This is a genomic window from Ruegeria sp. B1, from assembly GCF_056535885.1.
This window is the reverse complement of the sequence record NZ_JBQFJA010000001.1, coordinates 1,815,258-1,838,400: the sequence shown is the minus strand read 5'-3', so window position 1 is coordinate 1,838,400 and position 23,143 is coordinate 1,815,258. Positions and strand designations below refer to the sequence as shown.

General features: G+C 57.1%; 24 protein-coding genes. 17 read left to right on the top strand and 7 right to left on the bottom strand.

The window, feature by feature from the left end:
- The first annotated feature begins 1 nt into the window (after window position 1).
- From rimM to ACR3ES_RS08940, 4 genes are all read left to right on the top strand, one after another.
- Window positions 2-505 carry a ribosome maturation factor RimM gene (rimM, locus tag ACR3ES_RS08955; protein ID WP_170435070.1) on the top strand — a complete coding sequence of 168 codons (504 nt, stop codon included), beginning with the start codon at window positions 2-4 and terminating at the stop codon, window positions 503-505.
- Complete coding sequence (locus ACR3ES_RS08950; protein ID WP_170435068.1) at window positions 505-1,320, top strand: hypothetical protein; 816 nt, start codon at window positions 505-507, stop codon at window positions 1,318-1,320. Before rimM ends, ACR3ES_RS08950 begins: the two co-directional genes overlap by 1 nt.
- Window positions 1,317-2,126, top strand: coding sequence for a tRNA (guanosine(37)-N1)-methyltransferase TrmD (gene trmD / locus ACR3ES_RS08945; protein ID WP_170435066.1), 810 nt, complete (start codon window positions 1,317-1,319; stop codon window positions 2,124-2,126). Before ACR3ES_RS08950 ends, trmD begins: the two co-directional genes overlap by 4 nt.
- Window positions 2,127-2,260: 134 nt before the next feature.
- Window positions 2,261-2,686: a hypothetical protein gene (locus tag ACR3ES_RS08940; protein WP_170435064.1), complete on the top strand. Its 426-nt coding sequence runs from the start codon at window positions 2,261-2,263 to the stop codon at window positions 2,684-2,686.
- Here ACR3ES_RS08940 and ACR3ES_RS08935 read toward each other — a convergent pair.
- Complete coding sequence (locus tag ACR3ES_RS08935; RefSeq protein ID WP_170435061.1) at window positions 2,683-3,486, bottom strand: glycoside hydrolase family 25 protein; 804 nt, start codon at window positions 3,484-3,486, stop codon at window positions 2,683-2,685. The genes ACR3ES_RS08940 and ACR3ES_RS08935 overlap by 4 nt on opposite strands.
- A 372-nt stretch (window positions 3,487-3,858) precedes the next feature.
- On the opposite strand from ACR3ES_RS08935, the gene rplS reads away from it, so the two are divergent.
- From rplS to ACR3ES_RS08920, 3 genes are all read left to right on the top strand, one after another.
- Window positions 3,859-4,242, top strand: a complete 384-nt coding sequence (gene rplS / locus ACR3ES_RS08930; protein WP_170435059.1) for a 50S ribosomal protein L19 — start codon at window positions 3,859-3,861, stop codon at window positions 4,240-4,242.
- Window positions 4,243-4,253: 11 nt separating this feature from the next.
- Window positions 4,254-4,475, top strand: coding sequence for a 50S ribosomal protein L31 (rpmE, locus tag ACR3ES_RS08925; protein WP_170435057.1), 222 nt, complete (start codon window positions 4,254-4,256; stop codon window positions 4,473-4,475).
- Window positions 4,476-4,729: 254 nt separating this feature from the next.
- Window positions 4,730-5,338: a LysE family translocator gene (locus ACR3ES_RS08920; RefSeq protein WP_170435056.1), complete on the top strand. Its 609-nt coding sequence runs from the start codon at window positions 4,730-4,732 to the stop codon at window positions 5,336-5,338.
- Window positions 5,339-5,512: 174 nt separating this feature from the next.
- Here the strand turns inward: ACR3ES_RS08920 and ACR3ES_RS08915 are convergent, their stop codons facing one another.
- From ACR3ES_RS08915 to ACR3ES_RS08905, 3 genes are all read right to left on the bottom strand, one after another.
- Entirely contained in the window at window positions 5,513-6,487 is a 975-nt protein-coding gene (locus ACR3ES_RS08915) for a nuclear transport factor 2 family protein (RefSeq protein WP_170435054.1), read from the bottom strand.
- A gap of 365 nt (window positions 6,488-6,852) precedes the next feature.
- Entirely contained in the window at window positions 6,853-8,448 is a 1,596-nt protein-coding gene (locus ACR3ES_RS08910) for an MFS transporter (protein WP_170435052.1), read from the bottom strand.
- A gap of 448 nt (window positions 8,449-8,896) precedes the next feature.
- Complete coding sequence (locus ACR3ES_RS08905) at window positions 8,897-9,784, bottom strand: AEC family transporter (RefSeq protein ID WP_170435050.1); 888 nt, start codon at window positions 9,782-9,784, stop codon at window positions 8,897-8,899.
- A gap of 218 nt (window positions 9,785-10,002) precedes the next feature.
- Between ACR3ES_RS08905 and ACR3ES_RS08900 the strand changes: the two genes are divergently transcribed.
- The gene (locus ACR3ES_RS08900) at window positions 10,003-10,812 is read left to right on the top strand and encodes a division plane positioning ATPase MipZ (protein ID WP_170435048.1); all 810 of its coding nucleotides are present in this window, start codon (window positions 10,003-10,005) and stop codon (window positions 10,810-10,812) included.
- On the opposite strand, the gene ACR3ES_RS08895 is transcribed toward ACR3ES_RS08900, so the two are convergent.
- Window positions 10,809-12,044 (bottom strand): adenylate/guanylate cyclase domain-containing protein, encoded by a 1,236-nt coding sequence (locus tag ACR3ES_RS08895; RefSeq protein WP_170435046.1) that lies wholly within the window; start codon window positions 12,042-12,044, stop codon window positions 10,809-10,811. The two genes, ACR3ES_RS08900 and ACR3ES_RS08895, sit on opposite strands and share 4 nt — an antisense overlap.
- A 60-nt stretch (window positions 12,045-12,104) precedes the next feature.
- Window positions 12,105-12,557, bottom strand: coding sequence for a MarR family transcriptional regulator (locus ACR3ES_RS08890; protein ID WP_170435044.1), 453 nt, complete (start codon window positions 12,555-12,557; stop codon window positions 12,105-12,107).
- 57 nt (window positions 12,558-12,614) lie between these two features.
- On the opposite strand from ACR3ES_RS08890, the gene hmgA reads away from it, so the two are divergent.
- The 8 genes from hmgA (at window position 12,615) to ACR3ES_RS08850 (ending at window position 19,870) form a co-directional block, all read left to right on the top strand.
- On the top strand, window positions 12,615-13,970 hold the full coding sequence (gene hmgA / locus ACR3ES_RS08885; RefSeq protein ID WP_480425221.1) for a homogentisate 1,2-dioxygenase: 1,356 nt from the start codon (window positions 12,615-12,617) through the stop codon (window positions 13,968-13,970).
- Complete coding sequence (locus tag ACR3ES_RS08880) at window positions 13,967-14,590, top strand: LysE family translocator (RefSeq protein WP_170435040.1); 624 nt, start codon at window positions 13,967-13,969, stop codon at window positions 14,588-14,590. The genes hmgA and ACR3ES_RS08880 overlap by 4 nt, the downstream gene beginning before the upstream one ends.
- Before the next feature lie 26 nt (window positions 14,591-14,616).
- Window positions 14,617-15,873 carry a fumarylacetoacetase gene (gene fahA, locus ACR3ES_RS08875; RefSeq protein ID WP_170435038.1) on the top strand — a complete coding sequence of 419 codons (1,257 nt, stop codon included), beginning with the start codon at window positions 14,617-14,619 and terminating at the stop codon, window positions 15,871-15,873.
- Between the two features lie 10 nt (window positions 15,874-15,883).
- The gene (locus ACR3ES_RS08870) at window positions 15,884-16,834 is read left to right on the top strand and encodes an MBL fold metallo-hydrolase (protein WP_170435036.1); all 951 of its coding nucleotides are present in this window, start codon (window positions 15,884-15,886) and stop codon (window positions 16,832-16,834) included.
- Window positions 16,835-16,966: 132 nt separating this feature from the next.
- Entirely contained in the window at window positions 16,967-18,577 is a 1,611-nt protein-coding gene (locus ACR3ES_RS08865) for an FAD-dependent oxidoreductase (protein WP_170435035.1), read from the top strand.
- Between the two features lie 5 nt (window positions 18,578-18,582).
- Window positions 18,583-18,807, top strand: a complete 225-nt coding sequence (locus ACR3ES_RS08860; protein WP_170435033.1) for a DUF2783 domain-containing protein — start codon at window positions 18,583-18,585, stop codon at window positions 18,805-18,807.
- Window positions 18,804-19,442 carry a maleylacetoacetate isomerase gene (gene maiA / locus ACR3ES_RS08855; protein WP_170435030.1) on the top strand — a complete coding sequence of 213 codons (639 nt, stop codon included), beginning with the start codon at window positions 18,804-18,806 and terminating at the stop codon, window positions 19,440-19,442. The genes ACR3ES_RS08860 and maiA overlap by 4 nt, the downstream gene beginning before the upstream one ends.
- Window positions 19,443-19,528: 86 nt before the next feature.
- The gene (locus tag ACR3ES_RS08850) at window positions 19,529-19,870 is read left to right on the top strand and encodes a DOPA 4,5-dioxygenase family protein (protein WP_170435028.1); all 342 of its coding nucleotides are present in this window, start codon (window positions 19,529-19,531) and stop codon (window positions 19,868-19,870) included.
- Here the strand turns inward: ACR3ES_RS08850 and ACR3ES_RS08845 are convergent.
- A complete protein-coding gene (locus ACR3ES_RS08845) occupies window positions 19,867-21,495 on the bottom strand; it encodes an acyl-CoA synthetase (RefSeq protein WP_170435026.1) in 1,629 nt (542 codons plus the stop codon). The two genes, ACR3ES_RS08850 and ACR3ES_RS08845, sit on opposite strands and share 4 nt — an antisense overlap.
- A gap of 219 nt (window positions 21,496-21,714) precedes the next feature.
- Between ACR3ES_RS08845 and ACR3ES_RS08840 the strand changes: the two genes are divergently transcribed.
- Window positions 21,715-23,106, top strand: a complete 1,392-nt coding sequence (locus tag ACR3ES_RS08840) for an aminotransferase class III-fold pyridoxal phosphate-dependent enzyme (RefSeq protein ID WP_170435024.1) — start codon at window positions 21,715-21,717, stop codon at window positions 23,104-23,106.
- Window positions 23,107-23,143: the final 37 nt, after the last annotated feature.

The following is a 23,143-nucleotide window of genomic DNA, read 5'->3' as shown; positions in this document are numbered from 1 at the left end:
AATGAGTGATCTGATCTGCGTCGGCAGCGTTGCAGGATCCTACGGCGTGCGCGGTGAGGTCCGGCTGAAAAGCTATTGCGCCATTGCGGAAGACATCGAAGCCTATTCCCCTCTGACAGACGAAGCGGGCACCCAGCGCTATCCTCTTGTCCTGACCCGGACGATCAAGAACGGATTTGCAGCCCGTCTTGGTGGCGTCGAAACCAAGGAAGAGGCAGATGCCCTGAAGGGCCTGCGCCTTTTTGCGCGACGCGACCAGTTGCCCTCGCTTCCCGACGACGAGTTTTACCATACCGATCTGATCGGTTTAGAGGTCTATGACACAGGCGGTACACTGCTGGGCCGGGTCAAATCCGTTCAGAACCACGGTGCCTCGGATTTGCTGGAACTTCACGGGCCGGGGTTGAAGTCGACCGTTCTGCTGCCCTTCACGCTAGAGGCGGTACCGACGGTTGATCTGGACGCGGGCCGCATCATCGCCGACCCGCCCGAAGGCCTGATCTGATGCGACGCGTTCTGCTGCATCTGGGGCTGCACAAGACCGGCACCACCGTTGCACACTCGTTCCTGTACAAGAACCGCAAGCTGATCTGGCCACATTTCTCGCTGATCCTGCCTTACAAGACACGCAAGACCGGTCTGGCGGACGCTGCCACCCGTCATTCGATTTACCGGATGAACAACACACTTGCCGAGTTTAAGGCAGGTGCCGGCGACCTGCTGCAATCGACCGATTTCGCCACCCGCCGCGGCCTGATCCTGAGTGAGGAAAACTTCGCGGGCCTGCGCTCCAGCCGCAACAGCGCCGAGGGCTATGCCGCCCTTCCCGAGCTAGCCTCTGCCTTGGTGGAACTCATTCGTGACAGGCTGCAAGGCGATCCGTTGGACATCACGATCTACCTGTCGCTGCGGCAGCAAGAGGACTGGCTCTACAGCCTCTGGGCCCATGACCTGCGGCGCGCGCGGCTGGTGCAGGATTTCGAGGGCTTCCGCGCAACACTTGATCACCTGCCGCCCCTGCACGAAACAGCTGACGCGCTGCAACGCAGGTTGCCTGGCGTCAAGGTCAAAACCGAATGGTTGGAGGATCTGCGCAAGCAACGCTTTGGCCCGGGTGCGCCTTTTGCCGAGTTTTTGGACCTTCCAAGCGACAAAGCCATGCATTTGGTGACCCCCGAACCTCATAGCGCCCGCCCGCAGGACGACGTCCTGATGGAATTGCTGGAGTTGAACCGGTCAGCGCTGGACGATGGCGCGCTGATGGCGCAAAAGAAGGCCATTCTCAGACGCGCCAAGGATGAACTGGTCACTCAGGCATGACAGACACGCCAAGCAAATCTTATGGTCGCAAGGCCATCCGGCCGACGCTGAAACCGCGCGAGTTGATGACGCCCACACCGGACCTGCACGGAGTGTGGAAAGCCAAGATCATCACCCTGTTTCCCAGCGCCTTCCCCGGTGTACTTGGCGAAAGCCTGACTGGCAAAGCGTTGCAGAACGGGTTGTGGCAGCTTGAAACAGTGGACCTGCGCCAGTTCGGGCTAGGCAAACACAAAAAAGTAGATGACACACCTGCCGGCGGGGGCGCGGGCATGGTTCTGCGCGCCGACGTTTTGGGTGACGCAATTGAACACACGATGGCAGGCATCAACGGTAACTGGCCTTTGATCTACCTGAGCCCACGCGGACGCCAAATGGACCAGCCCATGATGCGGAACCTCGCCCGCTGCGATGGCATGACCTTGTTGTGCGGTAGGTTCGAAGGCGTCGATGAACGTGTGCTGGAACACTACGGTATCCAGGAAGTGTCCCTGGGCGATTTTGTCATGAGCGGCGGCGAGATCGCGGCGCAGGCGCTGATCGACGCCACTGTACGCCTAATCCCCGGTGTGCTGGGCAATCAGGCTTCGGCCGAGGACGAGAGCTTTTCCTCCGGCCTGCTGGAGCATCCGCAGTACACACGACCCGCCGATTGGAAGGGCCGCCCGATTCCTGAGGTTCTGATGTCCGGGCACCACGGACGCATTGCGGAATGGCGTCACGAGATGTCCGAGCGCCTCACCCGAGAGCGCCGTCCTGATCTTTGGGAAGACTACAAAAAAACGCAGGGCGACGGGTCGGATTGACCTACTGTATGTGGCATGAGTGCCGCAGATTTGGGCATTCATTGGTTGCTGCTTGAAGCTGAACAGGGACGAAGTTATTCATCCTTAAGATGTTGCCTTGTGCAATTCCCCTTCAACACATTGCGGACGAATATATGAAAAAAGTCATTTGCTTAGGTGTGCTTGCCGTGTCGGCCTGCACAACCAAACCTCTCGAGATGTCAGTGCCCACACAAGCGGGTCACAATCTGCATTCGGCACGCGTGGCCGTGGAATCCTGTGCGACCGAGGCCGATATCGGCGGTAACGCTGCAGTGATAGGCGGTTACGCCACCAACATCCTGATTTGGGGTGCTCTCATAGGCCCAGCCATCACGGCCCCGTTTGATGACCGGCTCCGCGCACAGGGCGAGCTTGATCAAGTTGACCGCTGCATGACCGAACGTGGTTTTGAGCGTCGGGACCTCACAGACGGCGAACGCTTCTGGATAAACGATGCCTTTGGCGACGAGAGGGTGCGCCGGCTGGACCACCTGGTCGGGGGCGGCACGATTGAGACCTACGGCACACCTCAAACCTAAGGCCCTTTAGCCTTCCACTGCGCCCAAACCTCGGGAGAGCTGTGAAAGACATTGATATCCACTTTGCCCTGAACCCCTGGCACCAACCCGGTGCCGGTGTATTGCCAGAAGCGCCAAACAGCCCGCGGATAAACCTTGCTGGGATGCCCTGCGACTGACCTTAGCCAGAAATCGGTCTTGGGAAGGCGCCCGATCTGAGTGTCTTCGTAAAAGTCCACGGTGGTATAGACGATGGGCCTGCGGCCATAGTGGCGTTCCAGGATGTCCAGAAAGCGCTGAGCCTCGGCCCGGACCGTGGGGCCATCGGGGCGCAGGGTGCAGGTTTTCGAATGGGGCGTCCATTCCATATCCAAAACGTGCGGCAGGTCTGCACCTTTGGGCACGTTCTGAATGAACCAGCGTGCCTGTTCCCGTGCAGGTCGGCAGAAATAGTAATAGTGATACGCCCCCCACGGCACGCCCGCTGCCTGTGCCCCCCGGCGATGATCCTCGAACAGCGGGTCTGCAACGTCACCACCTTCTGTCGCCTTAAGGAAAGCAAAACTGACGCCTGACGCTTTGGCCTGTTGCCAATCAATCGGCCCCTGCCAGCGGGATACGTCCAGCCCATGCACAGGATAGAGCCCGGGATGCCGCCCCTCCCAATCATGCGGGTCGGCGTCACCGAATTCCGGATAGATCACCGATGGGGCCGTTCGATCCACGCCTGGAACCTGCTCGACAACTTGCGGCGGCGGCCCCTGTCGCCCGCATGAGATCACAGTAAGGCCCACAAGTGCCAGCAAAACGGGAAACCGCATGACATTGTCCTGTTTTTGAAATAACTGCTCGTTGAATTGGCCCCAGAATGCCTGAACCACCCGCCAAGGCAACGGGGCAGTTGCAAAACGGCGAAATCTCACCGGTAACGCCTGCAATTTAGGCTTGATCCCTACCCGCAAACCCCCTAAAGCAGCGCAATCCGGTGCCGCGACATGCGACTCCGGTGTTTTGGTTTGTTTCATGGCGCAACACCCGGCTTTCTTCGGCTGCGGCGTGTCAGGGCAGACCAGGCAAAAGGAACATTCGATCTGACCTCTGGCGGGCTGTTCGCAGGACCCGGTGAAGACCAAGAGCTCTCAGCCCGTGCCCAAACTTCGTGGACCAACCACGAGCAGATAGGAGTACCTGCGATGGACCTGATCGCACAGCTAGAGGCGGAACAGATTGCCGCCCTGGGGAAAGACATCCCCGATTTCAAAGCCGGTGACACCATTCGTGTCGGCTATAAGGTGACCGAAGGGTCGCGCACCCGTGTGCAGAACTACGAAGGCGTCTGCATCGCGCGCAAGGGCGGCGAAGGCATCGCCGGTTCGTTCACCGTTCGCAAGATTTCGTTTGGCGAAGGCGTGGAACGCGTGTTCCCGCTGTATTCGACCAACATCGACAGCATCACCGTTGTCCGCCGTGGCCGCGTTCGTCGCGCCAAACTGTACTACCTGCGCTCGCGCCGCGGTAAATCCGCACGTATCGCAGAGGTCACCAACTACAAGCCCAAGGCTGGCGCCGAAGCGTAAGGAACGGAAAGATGAAAAAAGACATCCATCCCGATTATCACGTCATCGACGTCAAAATGACCGATGGCACCGTTGTTCAGATGAAATCCACCTGGGGCAGCGAAGGAGATCAGCTGTCTCTGGAGATCGATCCTTCCTCACACCCTGCGTGGACCGGTGGCGGCACCCGCCTGATGGACGCCGGCGGACGTGTGTCGAAGTTCAAGAAGAAATACGAAGGTCTGGGCTTCTGAGCCTGATCCGTTTCGAATGAGAGAGGCCGTCCAATCAGGCGGCGTTAGATTGCTAAAACCCTGTCATTTTGGCAGGGTTTTTGCTTGTCTGAAGGACAAGGTTACGGGTTTATGTACTAGGCAGACTGTTAACATTCATGTGGTCTGGGTTCGGCCATTTGGGGTGTTGCCGTTGCGATTTTCTTGATCTTCCGACTGGGTTCACTCACTGTCCGCTCGCTAGATTGAACATGCGTTGGAATTGGGAGGATGCCATGTCTATTGAGTTTTTATTGACCGCCCTGGTTGTTGTTTTGTTGCCGGGCACTGGCGTTATCTACACGCTTGCTGTTGGTCTTGGTCGCGGCTTCAAAGCCAGTGTGGCTGCAGCTTTTGGCTGCACGTTTGGTATCGTTCCGGCCGCAGTCGCAAGCATTGTCGGTCTGGCCGCGCTGCTAAACACAAGTGCGCTCGCCTTTCAGGTCATTAAATACCTTGGAGTCATATATCTTTTTTACATGGCGTGGAGCATCCTTAGGGAAGGTGGCACCATGGAGGTCAGCGAAGAAAGAAGGTCCAAGAGCTACGCAAAAATCGCGGCAACTGGCACGCTCATCAACGTGCTGAACCCCAAACTGTCGCTGTTTTTCTTGGCATTCTTACCACAATTCATCTCTGCCAATTCTACGAATGCTACAGGCGAGCTAATAAATCTGGCGCTGGCATTTATGGTTATGACGTTTGTCGTTTTTGTAGGATATGGTGCATTTGCATCGGCGGCGAGAGACTACGTTGTTACACGTCCAACGGTGTTAAACTGGATCAAGAGATGTTTCGGAGGGGCCTTCGGTTTCCTGGGCGTGAAACTAGCGTTTTCCGACTAAAACACGCGTCAAGAGGCCGCCTCGCGACAATCCGTTTAAAACCCAGCTTTGTCAGCCGCCTGAGCCCCCCTGAAAAGGCGGATTTTCTACCATCTCAGGATGGTCGACAATGGACGGGAGCCCAATCGCTGCGAGGTTTCAAAGGCCAGCTAAAACAAGACAGCTTCGCTGCCGTTACCCGACACTGAGCAAGGTCCGCACCAATGCGGTTTGAGAGTTAATGCCCGTCTTAGCGTAAATGCGGGACAAATGCGTCCGGGCAGTATTGATGCTGATGCCGAGAGCTTCGGACGCTGCCGTGAGATTATCACCGCAGACGATGCGATGCGCGAGCGACATCTGTCCGTCAGACAGGCCAAAGACAATCTTGGCTACGTTCATGCGCGCCTCGATATCACCGTCGTTTCGAGTTTCGACAAAGGTTAGCCCGTCTCTGACGAAGAGCATGCAAACCACGACACCGCCTTCGTCCGTTTCGCCCAAGACGACAGGAAGTCGGAAGTTTTTCCCACTCTGAGACATATACCGGTAGTGTTGAAAGTACCCGTGTTGTTGTGCAGCACAGTCCAGCCCGGCCTGGAGAACTTTATCCCATGCAGGTTTGGTGGCACGCAGCCGGTTGTTTGAGATTGTGAGACCGGGATGTCGCTCAAGCTGACGACGTGCCTCTTCCGGGGCGCACAGGATTTCTCCCTTGCCATTTATGGCCAGCCGGTTGGAATCGATTTGTTGATGCCCGCGCAGAATGAAAGAGGCGTAGAGAATGCGCCATCTTCCATCCAAACGCTCCAGAACGCGGGTTTCGAAAGTCTGTTCCACCCGGCCATTGGTGTGACACGAGCGTTCATCAAACACGACATGCGCGATGTCTCCGCTCACGGTCACACTGACGTTGTACCGCTCAACGTCCGAGAGTCTGCACACAGCCCCGCTCTCGATGACGGTGCGCATGTAGTCGCTAAGCTTGTCCCACCCCTCAAGAACCGTTGCACCAAAGGATGACGAGATGCAGACTTCGCGCGTGCGATCATCCTGAACCCAACACGCAGCCCAGCCGTCGAAGTCCTGTTGCACAAACATCTCTGTTTCACGTGCTATCACGTCCATCACAGCGGCGTTTTCGGCAAGTCCGTTCGGTGGCTGGGTCATTGTCCTATTGCTCTAGTGTCTTGGGTAGTCTCGGCGGTCGACTGTGTTTTTCAACTTTCGGTTTTGGCAATCTTCTCACCGCAGACCTGACAAAAAGGAGCCAGTCGCAGCTGTGTTGATTGTAGAAATCATCATCCGTCGACTTTAGTCGAAAACAAGAGTCTGCCCAGGCTTTCGCGTGCAAAACATCCATTTCAGTTCCTCAGCAACGTTAACTTCGTTACTGAGATTTTGCCAGAAAAGGGCTTCCCGCATTGTCACCCAAGGTGACCACATGGCTTCAATACTCGACACACGTTCCGAACCCGTACAGAATAAGGTCTTTGGTGATGATGCAGTTCTTAGGCCGCGCGCTCAATCACCGGCTATTCCCGCTCTTTCGTCAAGTTCACTGCGCTGTGTACCGGCGGGACCGGGCCGCGCAAAAGCAAAAGCGCAAGGATCATTCCCGCCAGGGCAACCACGCCGGTCACCAGCATGGTGCTGTCGAACGCATCGTCCTGCAATTCGCGCAAGGCACTTGCGAGTGCGGTGCCCGTCTGCGGATCCAATCCGGCAATCAGTTGTTGAATCTGGCTTGGGGTGCCGTGGGCCAGCGCATGGGCCAGATCCTCACGCTGCGTCGAACCGGCTGGCAGCGTGGCGATGACATTGGATAGCCCGGACCGGATGGTGATCGCCTCAGCCAATCCACCCACGACGGACCCCATGGTCGCCCCGAAATAGAGAAACGCATTGATGACACCCGACCCCTGCCCCATATGCTCTTCGGGCAGCAATCTAAGGCCGAGGCGCGGCAGAAGCGAGAAACACAGACCTATCCCGACCCCCACGATCAACAGCTTCCACCAGATTTCCGCAAAGGTGGTGGAGTTTTGCGTGGTGGCCAGCAGAAAAAACCCGATGGCCATGGCACCCATCCCGATCACCACCGGCCATTGAAAACTGTAAGGCGCCAGAAAGCGCGGGGCGGTTACGGACAGGACAAACATGCTCAGGCTCAGCGGCAGAATCGCCAACCCGGCGCCGATGGCGGAGTACCCGAACGCGTCCGGAGATTGCACAAAGACATTGAAGTAGACGAAGAAGCAAAACAGCGTGAACCCCGCAAAGAACATCCCGGCAGCCGCCATCAGATATCGCGGGTGGCGGAAATACCGCAGTTCCACCAGGGGATCCTTGCTGCGCCGCGATGTGACAGCCAGCCCCAGAACCGCAACCGCGGAAACAGCCAGTGGTATCAGGGTCAACATGCTGCCCCAACCGTTGCTTTCCCCATTGCTCAGGGCAAAGGACAGCGGACCCAGAAGCAATAGGATGGCAACCGCGCCCGCGTAGTCGAATCCTGCGCCTTCCAGCCGTGTGTCGGGTACGTATTTCCGTCTGGCCACGCGCACCCCGATGACGAAGGCAATCGCCAGCAAGACGATATCGGTCGCAAAAACGCCGCGCCAGTTCAGATAATGGGCAAAGGCCCCACCCACAATCGGCCCGACACCGATAGCAAGACCGACAATGGCGCCCCAGGCCCCGGTGACACCCGCGCGCTGCTCTTCCGGTGTTGCAGCGGTCAGTACGGACAGGGACGTTCCGAACAGCGCGGCAGCCCCAGCGCCTTGCGCGCCGCGTCCGATCAGCAACATGGCCGCGTCCTGCGAAAACAGGACAGAGGCTGAGCCACAGGCAAAGACGATCATTCCGAAAAAGAATATCCGCATCTTGCCGATAATGTCCCCCAGACGGCTGACAATCGTGACCAGCGAGGCGCTGACCACCGTGTAGATTGCCATTACCCATTGCAGGCCGGACGGTGTCAGATCGAACTCGGACTTGAGGTTCGGCAGAATGGTTGCAACGGCGGTTGTGTTGAACCCGACAACCATCATGCAGATCGCGGTCATCGCCAGCACCACCCGCGCGCCGCCCAAGTCAGAGGCCATGTTTGGATCGGTTATCGACATCAATGTACCTCAGGGCTTGCACCGGTTCGGGAGCCGGAAAAATCACTAAGTAACGCCACTGGAACCGTTAGGTTCCAAGGATAAGATATCGACATTAAAACAAAAATTTGGTCCGCCGCATAGTGGTGGTCTTTTTGCGCGTCGGGTGTTGCGGCTTTCCATCCCTTTTGGGAGCGCGCATCAGTACCCATGATCTAGGCGATAAATGTGGCGGGTTCCGCGATAGGGGATCATTGCGATTGGGGCAAGCAATGGTGCGGGATTGAGTGCATTTACAGACCTAAGGCTGTGGCCAGGTGTACAATCGAAACGGTCAGCGACCCGCTTCCGATGGTCAATAGACCGGTTGCCACTGCGCGAACTGGTAAGACGCAGAGTGAACTTGTCATTTCGAACTCATTGCGCTTGTTCTAAACATCTTACAGGTCAAAACTCTGCCGGCTGACAGTTAAATCCAATACGACAATGCGACCGGCAACACGACGATTGTGGTCAGGGTCGAGACCAGAATAAAGCCAGCGACATCCGGCGCGTATTCCGGAACGTGGCGGTCGATAAACAGATAGGTCGCAACAGAAGACGGCATCAGGCAACACAGGATCAATGCACCGCGTTCAATTCCTGTAAACCCGAACAGCCAAATCAAGGCACTAGCAATTGCCACAGCCATCACAAGATGCAGTGCGGTCAGCAATATCGCGCGGCCGAGCTTGTTGATCTTCAGGGTTTCCAGCGTGTGCCCAAGCGTCAGCAGCATCAGCGGGATCGATAGCCCGCCGAGGATATCAAAGGATTTTGAAAGCGGTTGCGGCAGGCTGTACCCCGTTCCCATCAGTATAAGGGACACGATTACAGCATAGATGATCGGGGATGTGACAAGCTTGCGAGGCGAGAACGCGCCAGCCGGTATCCACATGCCGACCGTAAAGATGCTGATCAACACAACAACCACAAAGGCCATCGTGTAGGCCATGCCGGCATTGCCCAGTGCAAGCAAGGTGATCGGCAGGCCAATATTGCCGACGTTTCCGTGCATCATCGGTGTCAAAAAGGCACGCACCGGCAGGCGCAAGAGCTTGAGCGCCGTAAACCCCAACACGGCAAAACCCGCAATTGCAAGTACAGCTGCGGTCATCATGTCCAGAAAGGTCTCAACATCCAGTTTGGTGGTCGACAGATGCGAGATGATCAGGGTCGGGTACCCGACGTTTGAGACGAGTCCGCCGATCACCTTGTTGTCGAACGGAGCCTTGAACACCGCAAGGCAATACCCGATTCCGACACAGATGAGAACGGGCAGAACCACGTTGAATACGTTCAGGAACAGGTGGTCCAACCTATGTTCTCCTTGCTGAACCGCTGACGTGACAGTGAATCAGGGACTCAGATTTGGCAAGCTTCGCACTGTAACCCGCGCATCGCTCACGATTTTCCAAATTGGAGCCGGATATTGTCTCAATGCGCCGCGCGAGGTTCTTTCCTTCGGTGAGGACACAACATATAGTGGCTCACAACAACGTGTGGGCAAACACGGCAAGACTTGGGAACACAAGCATGGCACATATCATAGTGGTCGGAAACGAAAAGGGCGGCGCAGGCAAATCGACCGTGTCGATGCATGTAGCCACAGCGCTTGCGCGTCTGGGCCATAAGGTCAGCACATTGGATCTCGATCTGCGGCAACGCAGTCTTGGGCGCTATTTCGAAAATCGCGGCAACTTTCTGAATGGTACAGAGGTCACACTTCCCGGCCCGCGCCATCACGATTTGCCGGAGATCGATGCAAACACACTCAAGCCCGGCGAAAACATCTATGATCACCGCCTGTCCGCCGCCGTTGCCGAGTTGGAAAGCGACAGCGACTTTATTCTGATCGACTGCCCCGGCTCGCACACCCGGCTGAGTCAGGTAGCCCATTCGCTGGCGGACACGTTGATCACACCATTGAACGACAGTTTCATCGATTTCGACCTTTTGGCGCGGATTGACTCGAAAGGCGAAAAAATCCTCGGGCCGTCAGTCTATTCCGAGATGGTCTGGAACGCGCGGCAATTGAGGGCACAAGCCGGTTTGAAACCGATTGATTGGGTCGTTGTCCGAAATCGCGTTGGTACGCAGCGCATGGTCAATAAGGAAAAGATGCAGCGCGCAATCGAAATGCTGTCTCAGCGGATCGGGTTTCGCGTGGCCTCGGGTTTTTCCGAGCGGGTGATTTTTCGCGAGCTGTTTCCGCGGGGCCTGACCCTGCTGGATCTCAAGGATATCGGCGTCAAACAATTGAATATCTCAAACATCGCAGCCCGGCAGGAGTTGCGCGACATGATGCGCGAACTTAATCTGCCGGGTGTCGAGATCGACTTTTAACTCTCCGGTGCATAGACAGTGAAAAGCTCTTTGGGTTCGGTTACGCCGCGCAACATATAGCGACCGACCGACACCAGTTCTTGCGCGCAAGGTTGCGCGGCACGGGCGACATCGTCGGAAATCAGGATCCGCTGATCCAATGACCGGTGCATCCCGGCGATGCGGGCCGCCTGATTGACCGCAGGACCGATCACCGTGAAATCCAGTCGCGTCTCTGACCCGATATTGCCGTACAGGATTTCGCCGGAGTGCAATGCAAGGGTGAAGTGGGCGACGGGAAGCCCTGCGTCTTGCCGATATGCGTTGAGATCGCGCATACGGCTTTTCAGCAAGGGTACCGCGCTCAGCGCGGCGCGGGCGTCTGCATCGATTTCACCAACGTCAAACATGGCCATCAGCCCGTCGCCCATGAACTTCAATATGTTGCCGCCGCAATCGTGAACCACGCCGACAGCAACGGCGAGATAGTCGTTCAGCATTTCTATGATTTCTTGCCCGGGCAACTCCTCGGACATGTTGGTGAAGCCTTCCAGATCGAAATTCCAGATTACCGCGTCGATCTGTTGTAACGAGCCACGTTTGATTTCACCGGACAAGACGCGTTGTCCGGCATCCCGCCCCAGATACACCCGCATCAGATCACGGGCCATGACCTGGTTCTTTGTGGATTTCAGAGCCAAGCCGAGATGCGGCAACACCTCATTGATCAGGGCCAAATCCTTATCGCCGAACCCTTGCGGGGCATTGCTGGTCCAGGACATCAACACACCATCGCTGACTTCTCTGAGGCCATCCGGGCGCATCTGACCGTTACGCTCAAACGACACGCCAGTTGCGTAGTAGTCCGTCGCACCGATCTCTCGCAGGTCGTTCAGCAAAGGGAAACGGCTGGGTTCATTCTGGTCGACCAACCGGACACGCAACTCATCCATGTCCTCGTGCAACAAAGCGTACAAAGGACTGCTGCGCCACAGATCGCTGGGCACGTCTGTTTTTTCAAACTTCTCGGATTCGCCACCTTTGTTGCGGTACCAGCTATACCCCGTTCCGCCATACACCGGATGCAATGTAGATTGAGCTGCGTGAAACCGCATCAGCGGGATGCCAAGATCGATCAACCGCGTACAGAACCCTTCCAGCAATTCTTCCTGCACGGCACCGTCCAGCCCTTTTTGGACCAACCAGTCGATCATCTCGTGCATTGAAAGGGTAAGGGAACTGGGGGCTGCCATAACTCTGTCCGTATCAGATTTATGACACATCTGGGAATGTCCGGGCGAAATTACCAGTGCTCAATCCATCCCGGCCAGACGCTGGAGCATGCTGCGCAGCAGCCGCGCCTCATCTTGCGTGAATTTTCCGGCCAGTTTGGCGTCGTACTCTTCGGCGATCCCGCTCAATTCCTGATACACTGATTGGCCGAACGGTGTGAGCGTCAACCTCTCTATCCGGCGATCAGAATCGTCGCGTGATCGCTTTAGGTACCGCCGTTGCTCCAGCTTGTGCACGGCGCGGCTGATCTTGGTTTTGTGTATTTTGGCCTTTTCGGCGATATCTCGTGCGGTCAATTCTGCAAAAATACCCAAGTGAAACAGAACTCGCCATTCGGTTCTGAGCATACCGTAGCGGCCCTTGTAAATGCGCTGAAATTCAAGGGAACTCTCTTCAGCAGCCTGATTGAGCAGGTAGGGAAGGAAAATTTGCAGATCAAATTGATCTTTTTTGCCAGTTTCGTCTTTTGCCATGCTTGTTAGTTACAAAATCAACTATTATCCGACAAGCAGCAAACGGAGGAACTCACGATGAATCGTCCGACGGATCCGCAAAACCTGACGCAGGCCAGCACCCCTGTTGGAACCCATGCCGGATATATGCCCGGCTTTGGAAATGACTTTGAAACCGAGGCTCTGCCCGATGCCCTGCCGCAAGGCATGAACAGCCCGCAAAGGTGCAATTATGGCCTCTATGGCGAACAACTAAGCGGTACAGCTTTTACGGCCAATCCGCCCGAGCGTACGTGGTGTTATCGCATCCGGCCGTCGGTCAAACATTCGCATCGTTACAAGAAAATCGACCTGCCCTACTGGAAGTCCGCACCTTGCATCGCCCCGGACGTGATCAGCCTTGGCCAGTATCGCTGGGACCCTGTTCCGCATTCCGACGCCGGCCTGACCTGGCTGACGGGGATGCGTACAATGACCACGGCCGGTGACGTGAACACGCAGGTTGGTATGGCCAGCCACATCTACCTGGTCACGGAATCAATGGTGGATGACTACTTTTTTTCGGCTGATTCAGAGCTGCTGGTGGTGCCACAAGAAGGCCGCCTGCGCTTTGCAACCGAACTGGGCATCATCGATTTGGAACCCAAGGAAATCGCGATCATCCCGCGCGGTCTCTTGTATCGGGTCGAAGTTCTGGACGGACCGGCACGCGGTTTTGTGTGTGAAAACTATGGGCAAAAGTTCGAATTGCCCGGGCGCGGTCCGATCGGAGCCAATTGCATGGCAAACCCACGCGACTTCAAGGCCCCTGTCGCCGCGTTTGAAGATCGCGACGCGCCCTCCTCCGTGACAATCAAATGGTGCGGGCAATTCCACACCACAAGGATTGGCCACAGCCCGCTGGACGTTGTAGCGTGGCATGGCAACTATGCGCCTTACAAGTACGACCTGCGCACCTATTGCCCCGTCGGCGCAATCCTTTTCGACCATCCGGATCCGTCGATCTTTACGGTTCTCACAGCGCCTTCAGGCCAACCGGGCACCGCCAATATCGACTTTGTCCTGTTCCGCGAACGCTGGATGGTTGCCGAAGACACGTTCCGCCCGCCCTGGTACCACAAGAACATCATGTCTGAGCTGATGGGCAACATCTACGGCCAGTACGATGCCAAACCGCAGGGGTTTATTCCCGGTGGCTTGAGCCTGCACAACATGATGATCCCGCACGGGCCAGACAAGGAGGCGTTTGAAAAGGCGTCAAATTCAAACCTCGGGCCGGACAAACTGGAAAACACCATGTCGTTCATGTTCGAAACCCGGTTCCCGCAGCACCTAACTGGGTTTGCGGCAACCGAGGCGCCGTTGCAGGATGATTACATCGACTGCTGGACCGACATCGAAAAGAAATTTGACGGGACGCCAGGTAAAAAATGACCCTTGAGACATGGATAACCTATGTGGCCACGGTTTTGCTGTTGATGAGCACACCTGGACCCAGCCAACTACTGATGTTGTCGAATTCGGCAACCAACGGGCTGAGGCGCGGGATATTCACCGCCTCCGGCGATCTTACGGCCAATTTCCTGCAGATGCTGGCCGCAGGGCTTGGCCTTGCTGCCGTGATCGCAACGTCCGGAACCGCCCTCGCAGTGATCAAGTGGCTTGGCGTCGCCTATCTGGTGTTTCTTGGCCTCAAGCAAATTCTGAAGACAAGCGCCACGTCTTCGCAAAACAGGCCGCGCGCCAGCCGCAAAGCCCTTTGGATGCAAGGCTTTGTTACATCCGCCGCAAACCCAAAGGCCGTGGTCTTTTTCGCAGCGCTCTTTCCGTTGTTCATCGATGGCTCCCTGCCCTTTTGGCCGCAATTCGCCATTTTATCAGCGACCTACCTGACCATCGACGGGCTTTTCCTGATTGCCTATGGCGGCAGTGCCAGTTGGCTGGGGCGTCGATTGCAAGGACCGGCAAAGCTCTGGCTCGACCGGATCGGGGGCAGCTTTATGATATTGGCGGCAGTTTTGCTTGGTCTCAAATCCCTCCGTTCCGCTTCGTAAACGAATGAAAGACAAAAGGACAAAGTATGCCTTTGATCAAATCCTGGGTTGCATCCGCTAACTCGGCAGATCACCCGTTCCCGTTGAACAACCTGCCGTACGGGGTCTTCTCGACGGCAGGCGGCGATCCGCGCTGTGGTGCGGCCATTGGCGACATGATTTTTGACATCACCGCTGCCGAGACCGAAGGGCTGATCGTGTTGTCGGATGAGCCGCTGTTCGACCTGCCCTTCTGGAACCCGCTCATGGAACAAGGTCCCGCCGTATGGACCACTCTTCGCAACCGCCTGACAGCGCTTTTGGCCGAGGGGTCCGATGAACGCCACAAGGTCGAGCCCATGTTGATCGCGCAGGACACTGCGGAAATGCATATGCCGTTTGCCGTCAGTGATTTCACTGATTTCTATGCGGGTAGAAACCACGCCTTCAATGTCGGCACCATGTTCCGCGGCGCTGAGAATGCCCTCCCGCCAAACTGGCTGCATATTCCAATCGGTTACAACGGGCGCGCCTCGTCCGTGGTTGTTTCCGGCACCGATATCCGTCGCCCATGGGGGCAGCTCAAATCCCCCGACGAAGATCTGCCCGCCTTTCTGCCCAGCCGCCGCTTTGATGTTGAGCTCGAGATGGGTGCCATTGTAGGTACATCGTCTGATGGCCCCATCTCGGTGCAGGAGGCCGATGATCACATCTTTGGCTATGTGCTTCTGAACGACTGGTCGGCGCGCGACATTCAAGCTTGGGAATACCAGCCGCTGGGGCCGTTTCAGGCCAAGGCGACCGCAACTTCGATCAGCCCATGGATCGTAACCAAAGCCGCGCTGGAACCCTTTCGCTGCGATACGCCTGCGCGTGAGTTCGAATTGCTGGACCACCTGAAGGATTGCGGCCCGATGCTCTATGACATCGACCTGTCGATCACTATGGCTCCTGAAGGCAAGACGCCAACGACCATATCCAACACCAACTACAACCAGATGTACTATTCAGCGGCGCAACAGCTGGCGCACCACGCGACATCGGGTTGTCCGATGAACACCGGAGATCTGCTGGGCTCTGGCACCATCTCGGGACCGACCAAACCGGAACGCGGATCTTTGCTGGAGCTGAGCTGGGGCGGTAAGGAACCGCTGACGTTGGACACTGGCGACACCCGCAGCTTCATTGAGGATGGCGATACCTTGACCCTCACGGGTGCGGCCAAAGGCGACGGGTTCACCATCGGATTTGGCGAATGTGTCGGAACCGTTCTCCCGGCCCTCGAAAACCCATACGCTCGATAAGGAACCCAATATGGCCAAGGCATTCGCGTCCCAGGGGGACATGTCGGAAAAGAAGATTTCGTTCACCGAAGTGGGCGATGGGCTGTATGCCTTCACTGCCGAGGGCGATCCGAACTCGGGCGTCATTGTCGGTGATGACAGCGTGATGATCGTCGAGGCGCAGGCCACGCCGCGCCTTGCAAACAAGGTGATCGAATGCGTGCGGTCGGTGACCGACAAGCCGATCACGCATGTGGCGCTGACGCATTATCATGCTGTCCGCGTTCTTGGGGCTTCGGCCTTTGGCGCACAAGAGATCATCATGTCCGATATGGCGCGCGCTATGGTGGTCGAGCGTGGTCAGGAAGACTGGGACAGCGAGTTTCAACGTTTTCCCCGTCTGTTCGAAGGACACGAAAGCATTCCCGGCCTGACTTGGCCCACCACCACCTTCAGCGACACGATGACGGTTTATCTGGGCAATCGCCGGATCGACCTGATGCATCTGGGCCGGGCACACACGGCGGGCGATATTGTCATCCATGTGCCCGATCAGAACGTGATGTTCACGGGCGACATCGTCGAATACCACTCGGCCTGTTATTGCGGCGACGGCCATTTTGGCGACTGGGGCGATACTCTGGACGAAATCCGGTGGTTTGACGTGGATGCCATTGCTCCGGGTCGAGGCGATGCTTTGGTCGGCAAGGACATGGTCAACGCCGCCATCGAAAACACCCGCGACTTCGTCGACAGCACGTATCGCCCGGCGGCAAAAGTCGCAGCGCGCGGTGGCAGTTTGAAAGAAGCGTGGGACGCCGTACGCGCCGAGTGCGACCCCAAGTTTGCCGAGTATGCGATCTACGAACATTGCCTGCCGTTCAACGTCGCCCGGGCTTATGATGAGGCGCGCGGGATCGACACGCCTCGCATCTGGACTGCCCAGCGCGACATTGAGATGTGGGAGGCCTTGCAGGGATAGAATTGGCGGAAAACTTGATCCAGATCGTTTTGCCGCAAGGGAATCGATGAGACCATGGTTTGAGGCCACCAGCGTAGCGCGCTGGCGGATGTAGTACGTGTGCCTGAAGCGCAGCAGCATTGGGGAAAGCCCATGAACAAGATTTTTGAAGTTCCGTTATATGGCTATGAACGCAGCCCGGATCAGGATGCGGCGACGCCGGTCCGGCACAAAGTCATGGTGATCGGCGCGGGTCCGGTCGGTCTAGCCGCTGCGATTGATCTGGCCCAGCAAGGTGTAGAAGTTCTCGTGCTGGATGAAAACGACAAGGTCAGCTTTGGCAGCCGCGCCATCTGCTTCTCCCAGCGTACGCTGGACATCGCCGACCGGCTGGGATGCGGTCAGCAGATGTTGTCGAAAGGCGTTCAATGGGATCGCGGCAAAGTGTTTTTCGACGACCGGGACGTCTATGATTTCGATCTGCAGCCTGACGAAGGCTATGCAAACCCCGCGTTCATCAACCTCCAGCAATACCATCTGGAAAACTACCTCGTGGATCGTGTGCGGGCTCTGCAGGCCGAGGGTGCACCGTTGGAAATCCGGGGTCGCAACAAAGTCGAGGCCATCGGCACGCATGACGACCATGTGCGGCTAGAAGTTGAAACACCCGATGGTGCCTACACGGTCGAGGCTGATTGGCTGATTGCCTGTGACGGCGCGAACTCACCCACACGTCGAATGTTGGGGATCGATTTCGACGGCCGTGTGTTCGAGGATAACTTTCTGATTGCCGATGTGATCATGGAAGCGGACTTTCCGTCCGAGCGCTGGTTCTGGTTCGATCCACCCTTCAACCGGGGGCAATCCGCGCTGCTGCACAAACAGCCGGACAATGTCTGGCGCATCGACCTGCAACTGGGCTGGGACATTGATACCGAGCGGGAGAAACGACCCGAAAACGTCATCCCACGTCTCAAGGCGATGCTGGGCGAAGATGTCGATTTTCAGCTCGAATGGGTGTCTATCTACACCTTCCAATGCCGCCGGATGGAAAAATTTCGCCGGGGTCGCGTTCTCTTTGCCGGTGACAGCGCCCATCAGGTCAGCCCATTTGGCGCCCGTGGTGCGAACTCGGGTTTCCAAGACACCGACAACCTGTGCTGGAAACTCAAAATGGTCATCGATGGTGAAGCGCCAGAGAGCCTTTTGGACAGCTATGATTCCGAGCGCATTCAGGCTGCCGATGAGAACATCAAAAAGTCCAGCCGCTCGACCGATTTCATCACCCCGAAATCGCAGATGTCGCGGGTTTTAAGGGATGCGGTGCTGGATCTCAGCGAGCACTACGAGTTTGCGCGCCCATTGGTGGATTCGGGACGCCTGAGCGAGCCCTGCATCTACGACGGGTCCCCTTTAAATTCTGCGGATGCGCTGAACGGACCAGCCCGGACACGGCCCGGGTCAGCATGTCCTGATGCACCGCTGGGGGGCGATTTTCTGTTGCCAAAGCTTGCCGGCAAGTTCACGTTGCTGACGATTGACGCAAAGGCGCCTGACGTTCTGGAAGAAGACGGGACTAAGGTCACGCGGCTTGCAGTGTCGGTCAAAGATGACGCGACGTTGGAGCTGAAACGCCGCTATCTCGGCGATGCGGAGAGCGCGGTATATCTGATCCGTCCAGATCAACATGTGGCGGCGCGGCGCGACAATTTTGAAGAAAATGCCTTCCGGCAGGCCATCCGCCGGGCCACGGGCAAGGAGTGAATATGATGGCAGATCTGATCGTCACCCCGAACATCGAAGACGCAGATGGTTTTTATGCAAACCTGTTGGCCGCCCATGATGGCTTGGATAAGGCCCACAGCGATGCGCTGAACGCGCGTCTGATACTGGTTCTGGCAAATCATATCGGCGATCCGTCTGTTCTGACCCAGGCGATAGAAGCCGCTGCACTGACTGATCCTCAAGCCAGCCAAACAGGAGACGCCGCTTGAGCGACGTCATTCTGTTTGACTATTGGAGATCATCTGCCAGCTACAGGGTCCGGATTGCATTGAATTTGGCAGGCATTGCGTATCACCCGGTCACGGTGGATTTGGCGAACGGCCAGCAACGGGAGCCCGCGCATCTGGCGCGCAATCCACAAGGCCTGGTACCTGTGTTGGAAATCGATGGCCTGCGGCTGACACAGTCTTTGGCCATCCTCGAATATCTGGACCGGACGCGACACCTGAACTTGCTGCCAGAAGACCCCGCGACACGCGCTCGCGTTCAGGCTCTGGCCTATTCCGTTGCTGTGGACGTGCATCCCATTTGCAATCTGGCTGTTGCCCGATACGCATCCGACCTCAGCGACCAAGCTACGGGCATGCCTGGCGACTGGATGCGCCACTTTATTCGGCCAGGGCTTGGGGCCTTTGACGCGCTGTTGGCCGGGTTTGAGCAATCGCCGTATTGCACGGGGGCCGAGCCTGGTCTGGCCGATCTCTGCCTTGTGCCGCAGCTGTACAACGCGCGCCGGTGGCAGGTCGATCTGTCCGACATGCCGCGCATTCTGGGTGTGGAAGCCGCTTGTGCAGACCATCCTGCCTTTGCCGCTGCGCACCCTGACGCCAACGCGCCCGTTTAGAAACTGCACAAACCCTGTGTACCAGTGCGGATTTGAACAGGCGCCGCGTGTTCATACATTTGCCTCATCAATCAAATGAGGCCCCGATGTCAGAAATCACCAGTTACCATGCACATGTCTATTTTGACGCCGATACTCAGGACACGGCGCAGCAGGTCTGCGAAGACGCCGCCCGACTTTTTCCGGTTGCAATGGGTCGGATGCACTCACGCACTGTAGGCCCACATCCGCGCTGGAGTTGCCAGTTGGGTTTTGCACCGGACGCGTTTGATCAGGTTATTCCGTGGCTGATGTTGAACCGCCGGGGTTTAACGATCTTTACCCACCCGGAAACAGGCGATCATCTTGCCGACCACCGCGACCATGCCCTCTGGATGGGTGAGATGCTGGATCTGGATTTGTCGATATTTGACCGGCCATCCGCCTAACCCAAAGCCCGCGCCTGATCTCTGAGCACAAACTTTTGCACTTTTCCGGTCGAGGTTTTGGGCAAGGCGCCAAACATCACCGTTTTCGGCGCTTTGAAGTGGGCCATGTTGTCTCGGCAGAACGCGATCAACTCGGCCTCGGTTGCTGTGGCGTCTGGTTTCAGCTCGACAAAGGCACAGGGTGTTTCCCCCCACTTTTCATCCGGGCGCGCAACGACGGCTGCTTCCATAACGGCGGGATGCTTGTACAGGATATCTTCAACTTCGACGGATGAGATGTTCTCACCACCCGAAATGATAATGTCCTTGGACCGGTCCTTGAGGGCAATATAGCCGTCCGGATGCATCACACCCAGATCACCGGATGCGAACCAACCGCCGCGGAACGCCGTGTCAGTGGCGTTGGGGTTCTTCAGATATCCTTTCATCACCACGTTACCCTGCATGAATATCTCGCCCATGGTTTCACCATCGGACGGCACCGGCTCCAGCGTATCGGGATTGGCCACCATCAGGCCCGACAAAGCCGAATACTGAACCCCTTGCCGCACTTTCAGCGCCGCGCGGTCCGCCGCCCCCTTGTCGTTCCACTCCTCTTTCCATGCGCAGACCACCGAAGGCCCATATGTCTCGGTCAGACCGTAAACATGTGTGACCTCAACCCCCATCGCTTCCATGGCTTCGATCACGGCAGAAGGCGGCGGGGCCCCCGCCGTCATGACCTTGATCTGGTGGTCAAAATCCTTGAGGTGTTCCGGCGCGTGCGCCAGCATGTTCAAAACAATGGGCGCACCGCAGAAGTGCGTAACGTTCTCATCGCGGAAGGCGGCATAAATCGGCTCGGCGCGCACGGCGCGCAGGCAGACCGAAACGCCAGCGTTGGCGGCCATGGCCCAGGGAAAGCACCAGCCGTTGCAATGGAACATCGGCAGGGTCCAGAGATAAACCGAGTGCTTTGGCATGTCCCAGTCCAGAATATCCGATTGTGCATTCAACGTAGCACCCCGGTGGTGGTAAACAACCCCTTTTGGGTTGCCCGTCGTGCCCGAGGTATAGTTGAGCGTGATGGCGTTCCATTCGTCATCTGGCAAGGACCAGGCGAAGTCCGGATCGCCCTCGCTCAACAGGGCGTCATAGGTCAGATCGCCCAGCTTTTCGCCACCGTCAAAGCTAGGGTCTTCGATATCGACGACCAGCACGTCGTGATCAACCTGTTTCAACGCCTCTTTCACAACGCCGGAAAATTCCGGGTCGACCAACAATGCCTTTGCCTCAGCATGGTTCAAAATGAAGGCGATAACAGGGGCGTCCAACCGCGTGTTGATCGCATTCAGAACAGCGCCCGCCATGGGCACGCCAAAATGCGCCTCATACAGTTCGGGAATGTTTGCAGCAATGATGGAGACAGTATCGCCTTGCCCTATTCCGCGCGCCGCTAGCGCGCCAGCCAGTCGGCGGCAACGCGAATAGGTTTCCGACCAGGTGTACCGGCGCTCGCCATACACAACAGAAGGGTAGTCCGGGTAGACATGCGCCGTTCGCTCAATAAAACTCAACGGGGATAAAGGCGTATAATTTGCACGGCGTTTGTCCAAATGACGCTCGTAGATATTTGTGGCTGTCATCTGCCAGTCCTCCCAATTGGCCATGGGCGACTTGAGCACAAAGCTGTGCCTGTGACAAATCCGTATTAATACGGCATTTGCATGGACTGGCGATACGCGATGATGCAATCTGGCCCTATCTACCGCCGGGCTTTCGCGGTGATCTGAGCCATCGGAAACACATGCCGGGACGGGACTGTTCCCGCCGCCGAAGCACTTCAGAATTTGAAAGGACATGTCATGGACGGCACGTTCAATGAAAACGATCTTTCCCGCGTCGTCGAAGCCGACCGCGCCCATATCTGGCACCACCTGATCCAGCATAAACCCTTTGAAACAAATGATCCCCGCATCATTGTCGAAGGCAAAGGCATGCGTGTCTGGGACCAGAACGGCAAAGAGCATCTGGACGCAGTCTCGGGTGGGGTCTGGACAGTGAACGTTGGCTATGGCCGCGAATCGATCTGCAAGGCGGTCTACGACCAGCTGATGAAGCTGTGCTATTTCGCAAACTCGGCGGGCTCGATCCCGGGATCAATCTTCGCTGAAAACCTGATCAGCAAAATGCCCGGCATGAGCCGGGTTTACTACACAAACTCGGGCTCGGAAGCGAACGAAAAGGCCTTCAAGATGGTGCGCCAGATTGCGCACAAGCGCTATGGCGGCAAGAAGACCAAGATTCTGTACCGGGACCGCGATTATCACGGTTCGACACTGGCGACCATGTCGGCCGGCGGCCAGGACGAGCGCACGGCGCAATACGGTCCCTTTGCACCCGATTTCGTGCGCGTGCCGCATTGCATGGAATACCGCAAACACGAGCTGGATGGCGCACCGGACGAGAATTTCGGTGAATGGGCGGCTGACCAGATCGAAGAAGTCATCCTGCGCGAAGGTCCCGACACGGTTGGTGCCCTATGCCTTGAGCCGGTCACAGCCGGTGGAGGCGTGATCGAAGCGCCCGAAGGCTACTGGCAGCGCGTTCAGGAGATTTGCAAGAAATACGACGTGCTGTTGCACATAGACGAAGTGGTCTGCGGCGTTGGCCGCACGGGTACGTGGTTTGGCTATCAGCAATACGGTATCAAGCCGGACTTTGTGACCATGGCCAAGGGCGTTGCTTCGGGCTATGCCGCGATCGCCTGCATGGTCACCACCGAAGAGGTCTTTGACATGTTCAAGGACGACGCGGCGGACCCGATGAACTATTTCCGCGACATCTCGACCTTTGGCGGCTGCACCGCCGGTCCGGCGGCGGCTATTGAGAACATGCGGATCATCGAAGATGAAAACCTGCTAGCCAACTGCACCGATATGGGTGAGCACATGGTAAGCAATCTGCAAGCGCTGATGGAGAAGCATAAGGTCATCGGCGATGTGCGCGGCAAGGGTTTGTTCCTTGGGGCCGAACTGGTCGCAGACCGTTCGACAAAAGAGCCTGTCGATGAAAAACTGGCGCAGGCGGTTGTGGCAGACTGTATGGCGCAAGGCGTGATCATCGGCGTTACCAACCGCTCGATCCCAAGCCGCAACAACACGCTGTGCTTCTCACCTGCCCTGATCGCAACAAAGGATGACATCGACCAGATCACCGACGCGGTCGATGGCGCGTTGGGACGGGTGTTTGGCTAAACGCGGCCTTTTTCTGGCATCTAGTGCTGTCAATGAC

Excerpts from the sequence above, each read along its gene's own strand:
- rimM (WP_170435070.1), top strand. The coding sequence starts at position 2 with ATGAGTGATCTGATCTGCGTCGGCAGCGTTGCAGGATCCTACGGCGTG.
- ACR3ES_RS08950 (WP_170435068.1), top strand. The coding sequence starts at position 505 with ATGCGACGCGTTCTGCTGCATCTGGGGCTGCACAAGACCGGCACCACC.
- trmD (WP_170435066.1), top strand. The coding sequence starts at position 1,317 with ATGACAGACACGCCAAGCAAATCTTATGGTCGCAAGGCCATCCGGCCG.
- ACR3ES_RS08940 (WP_170435064.1), top strand. The coding sequence starts at position 2,261 with ATGAAAAAAGTCATTTGCTTAGGTGTGCTTGCCGTGTCGGCCTGCACA.
- ACR3ES_RS08935 (WP_170435061.1), bottom strand. The coding sequence starts at position 3,486 with ATGCGGTTTCCCGTTTTGCTGGCACTTGTGGGCCTTACTGTGATCTCA.
- rplS (WP_170435059.1), top strand. The coding sequence starts at position 3,859 with ATGGACCTGATCGCACAGCTAGAGGCGGAACAGATTGCCGCCCTGGGG.
- rpmE (WP_170435057.1), top strand. The coding sequence starts at position 4,254 with ATGAAAAAAGACATCCATCCCGATTATCACGTCATCGACGTCAAAATG.
- ACR3ES_RS08920 (WP_170435056.1), top strand. The coding sequence starts at position 4,730 with ATGTCTATTGAGTTTTTATTGACCGCCCTGGTTGTTGTTTTGTTGCCG.
- ACR3ES_RS08915 (WP_170435054.1), bottom strand. The coding sequence starts at position 6,487 with ATGACCCAGCCACCGAACGGACTTGCCGAAAACGCCGCTGTGATGGAC.
- ACR3ES_RS08910 (WP_170435052.1), bottom strand. The coding sequence starts at position 8,448 with ATGTCGATAACCGATCCAAACATGGCCTCTGACTTGGGCGGCGCGCGG.
- ACR3ES_RS08900 (WP_170435048.1), top strand. The coding sequence starts at position 10,003 with ATGGCACATATCATAGTGGTCGGAAACGAAAAGGGCGGCGCAGGCAAA.
- ACR3ES_RS08895 (WP_170435046.1), bottom strand. The coding sequence starts at position 12,044 with ATGGCAGCCCCCAGTTCCCTTACCCTTTCAATGCACGAGATGATCGAC.
- ACR3ES_RS08890 (WP_170435044.1), bottom strand. The coding sequence starts at position 12,557 with ATGGCAAAAGACGAAACTGGCAAAAAAGATCAATTTGATCTGCAAATT.
- hmgA (WP_480425221.1), top strand. The coding sequence starts at position 12,615 with ATGAATCGTCCGACGGATCCGCAAAACCTGACGCAGGCCAGCACCCCT.
- ACR3ES_RS08880 (WP_170435040.1), top strand. The coding sequence starts at position 13,967 with ATGACCCTTGAGACATGGATAACCTATGTGGCCACGGTTTTGCTGTTG.
- fahA (WP_170435038.1), top strand. The coding sequence starts at position 14,617 with ATGCCTTTGATCAAATCCTGGGTTGCATCCGCTAACTCGGCAGATCAC.
- ACR3ES_RS08870 (WP_170435036.1), top strand. The coding sequence starts at position 15,884 with ATGGCCAAGGCATTCGCGTCCCAGGGGGACATGTCGGAAAAGAAGATT.
- ACR3ES_RS08865 (WP_170435035.1), top strand. The coding sequence starts at position 16,967 with ATGAACAAGATTTTTGAAGTTCCGTTATATGGCTATGAACGCAGCCCG.
- ACR3ES_RS08860 (WP_170435033.1), top strand. The coding sequence starts at position 18,583 with ATGGCAGATCTGATCGTCACCCCGAACATCGAAGACGCAGATGGTTTT.
- ACR3ES_RS08850 (WP_170435028.1), top strand. The coding sequence starts at position 19,529 with ATGTCAGAAATCACCAGTTACCATGCACATGTCTATTTTGACGCCGAT.
- ACR3ES_RS08845 (WP_170435026.1), bottom strand. The coding sequence starts at position 21,495 with ATGACAGCCACAAATATCTACGAGCGTCATTTGGACAAACGCCGTGCA.
- ACR3ES_RS08840 (WP_170435024.1), top strand. The coding sequence starts at position 21,715 with ATGGACGGCACGTTCAATGAAAACGATCTTTCCCGCGTCGTCGAAGCC.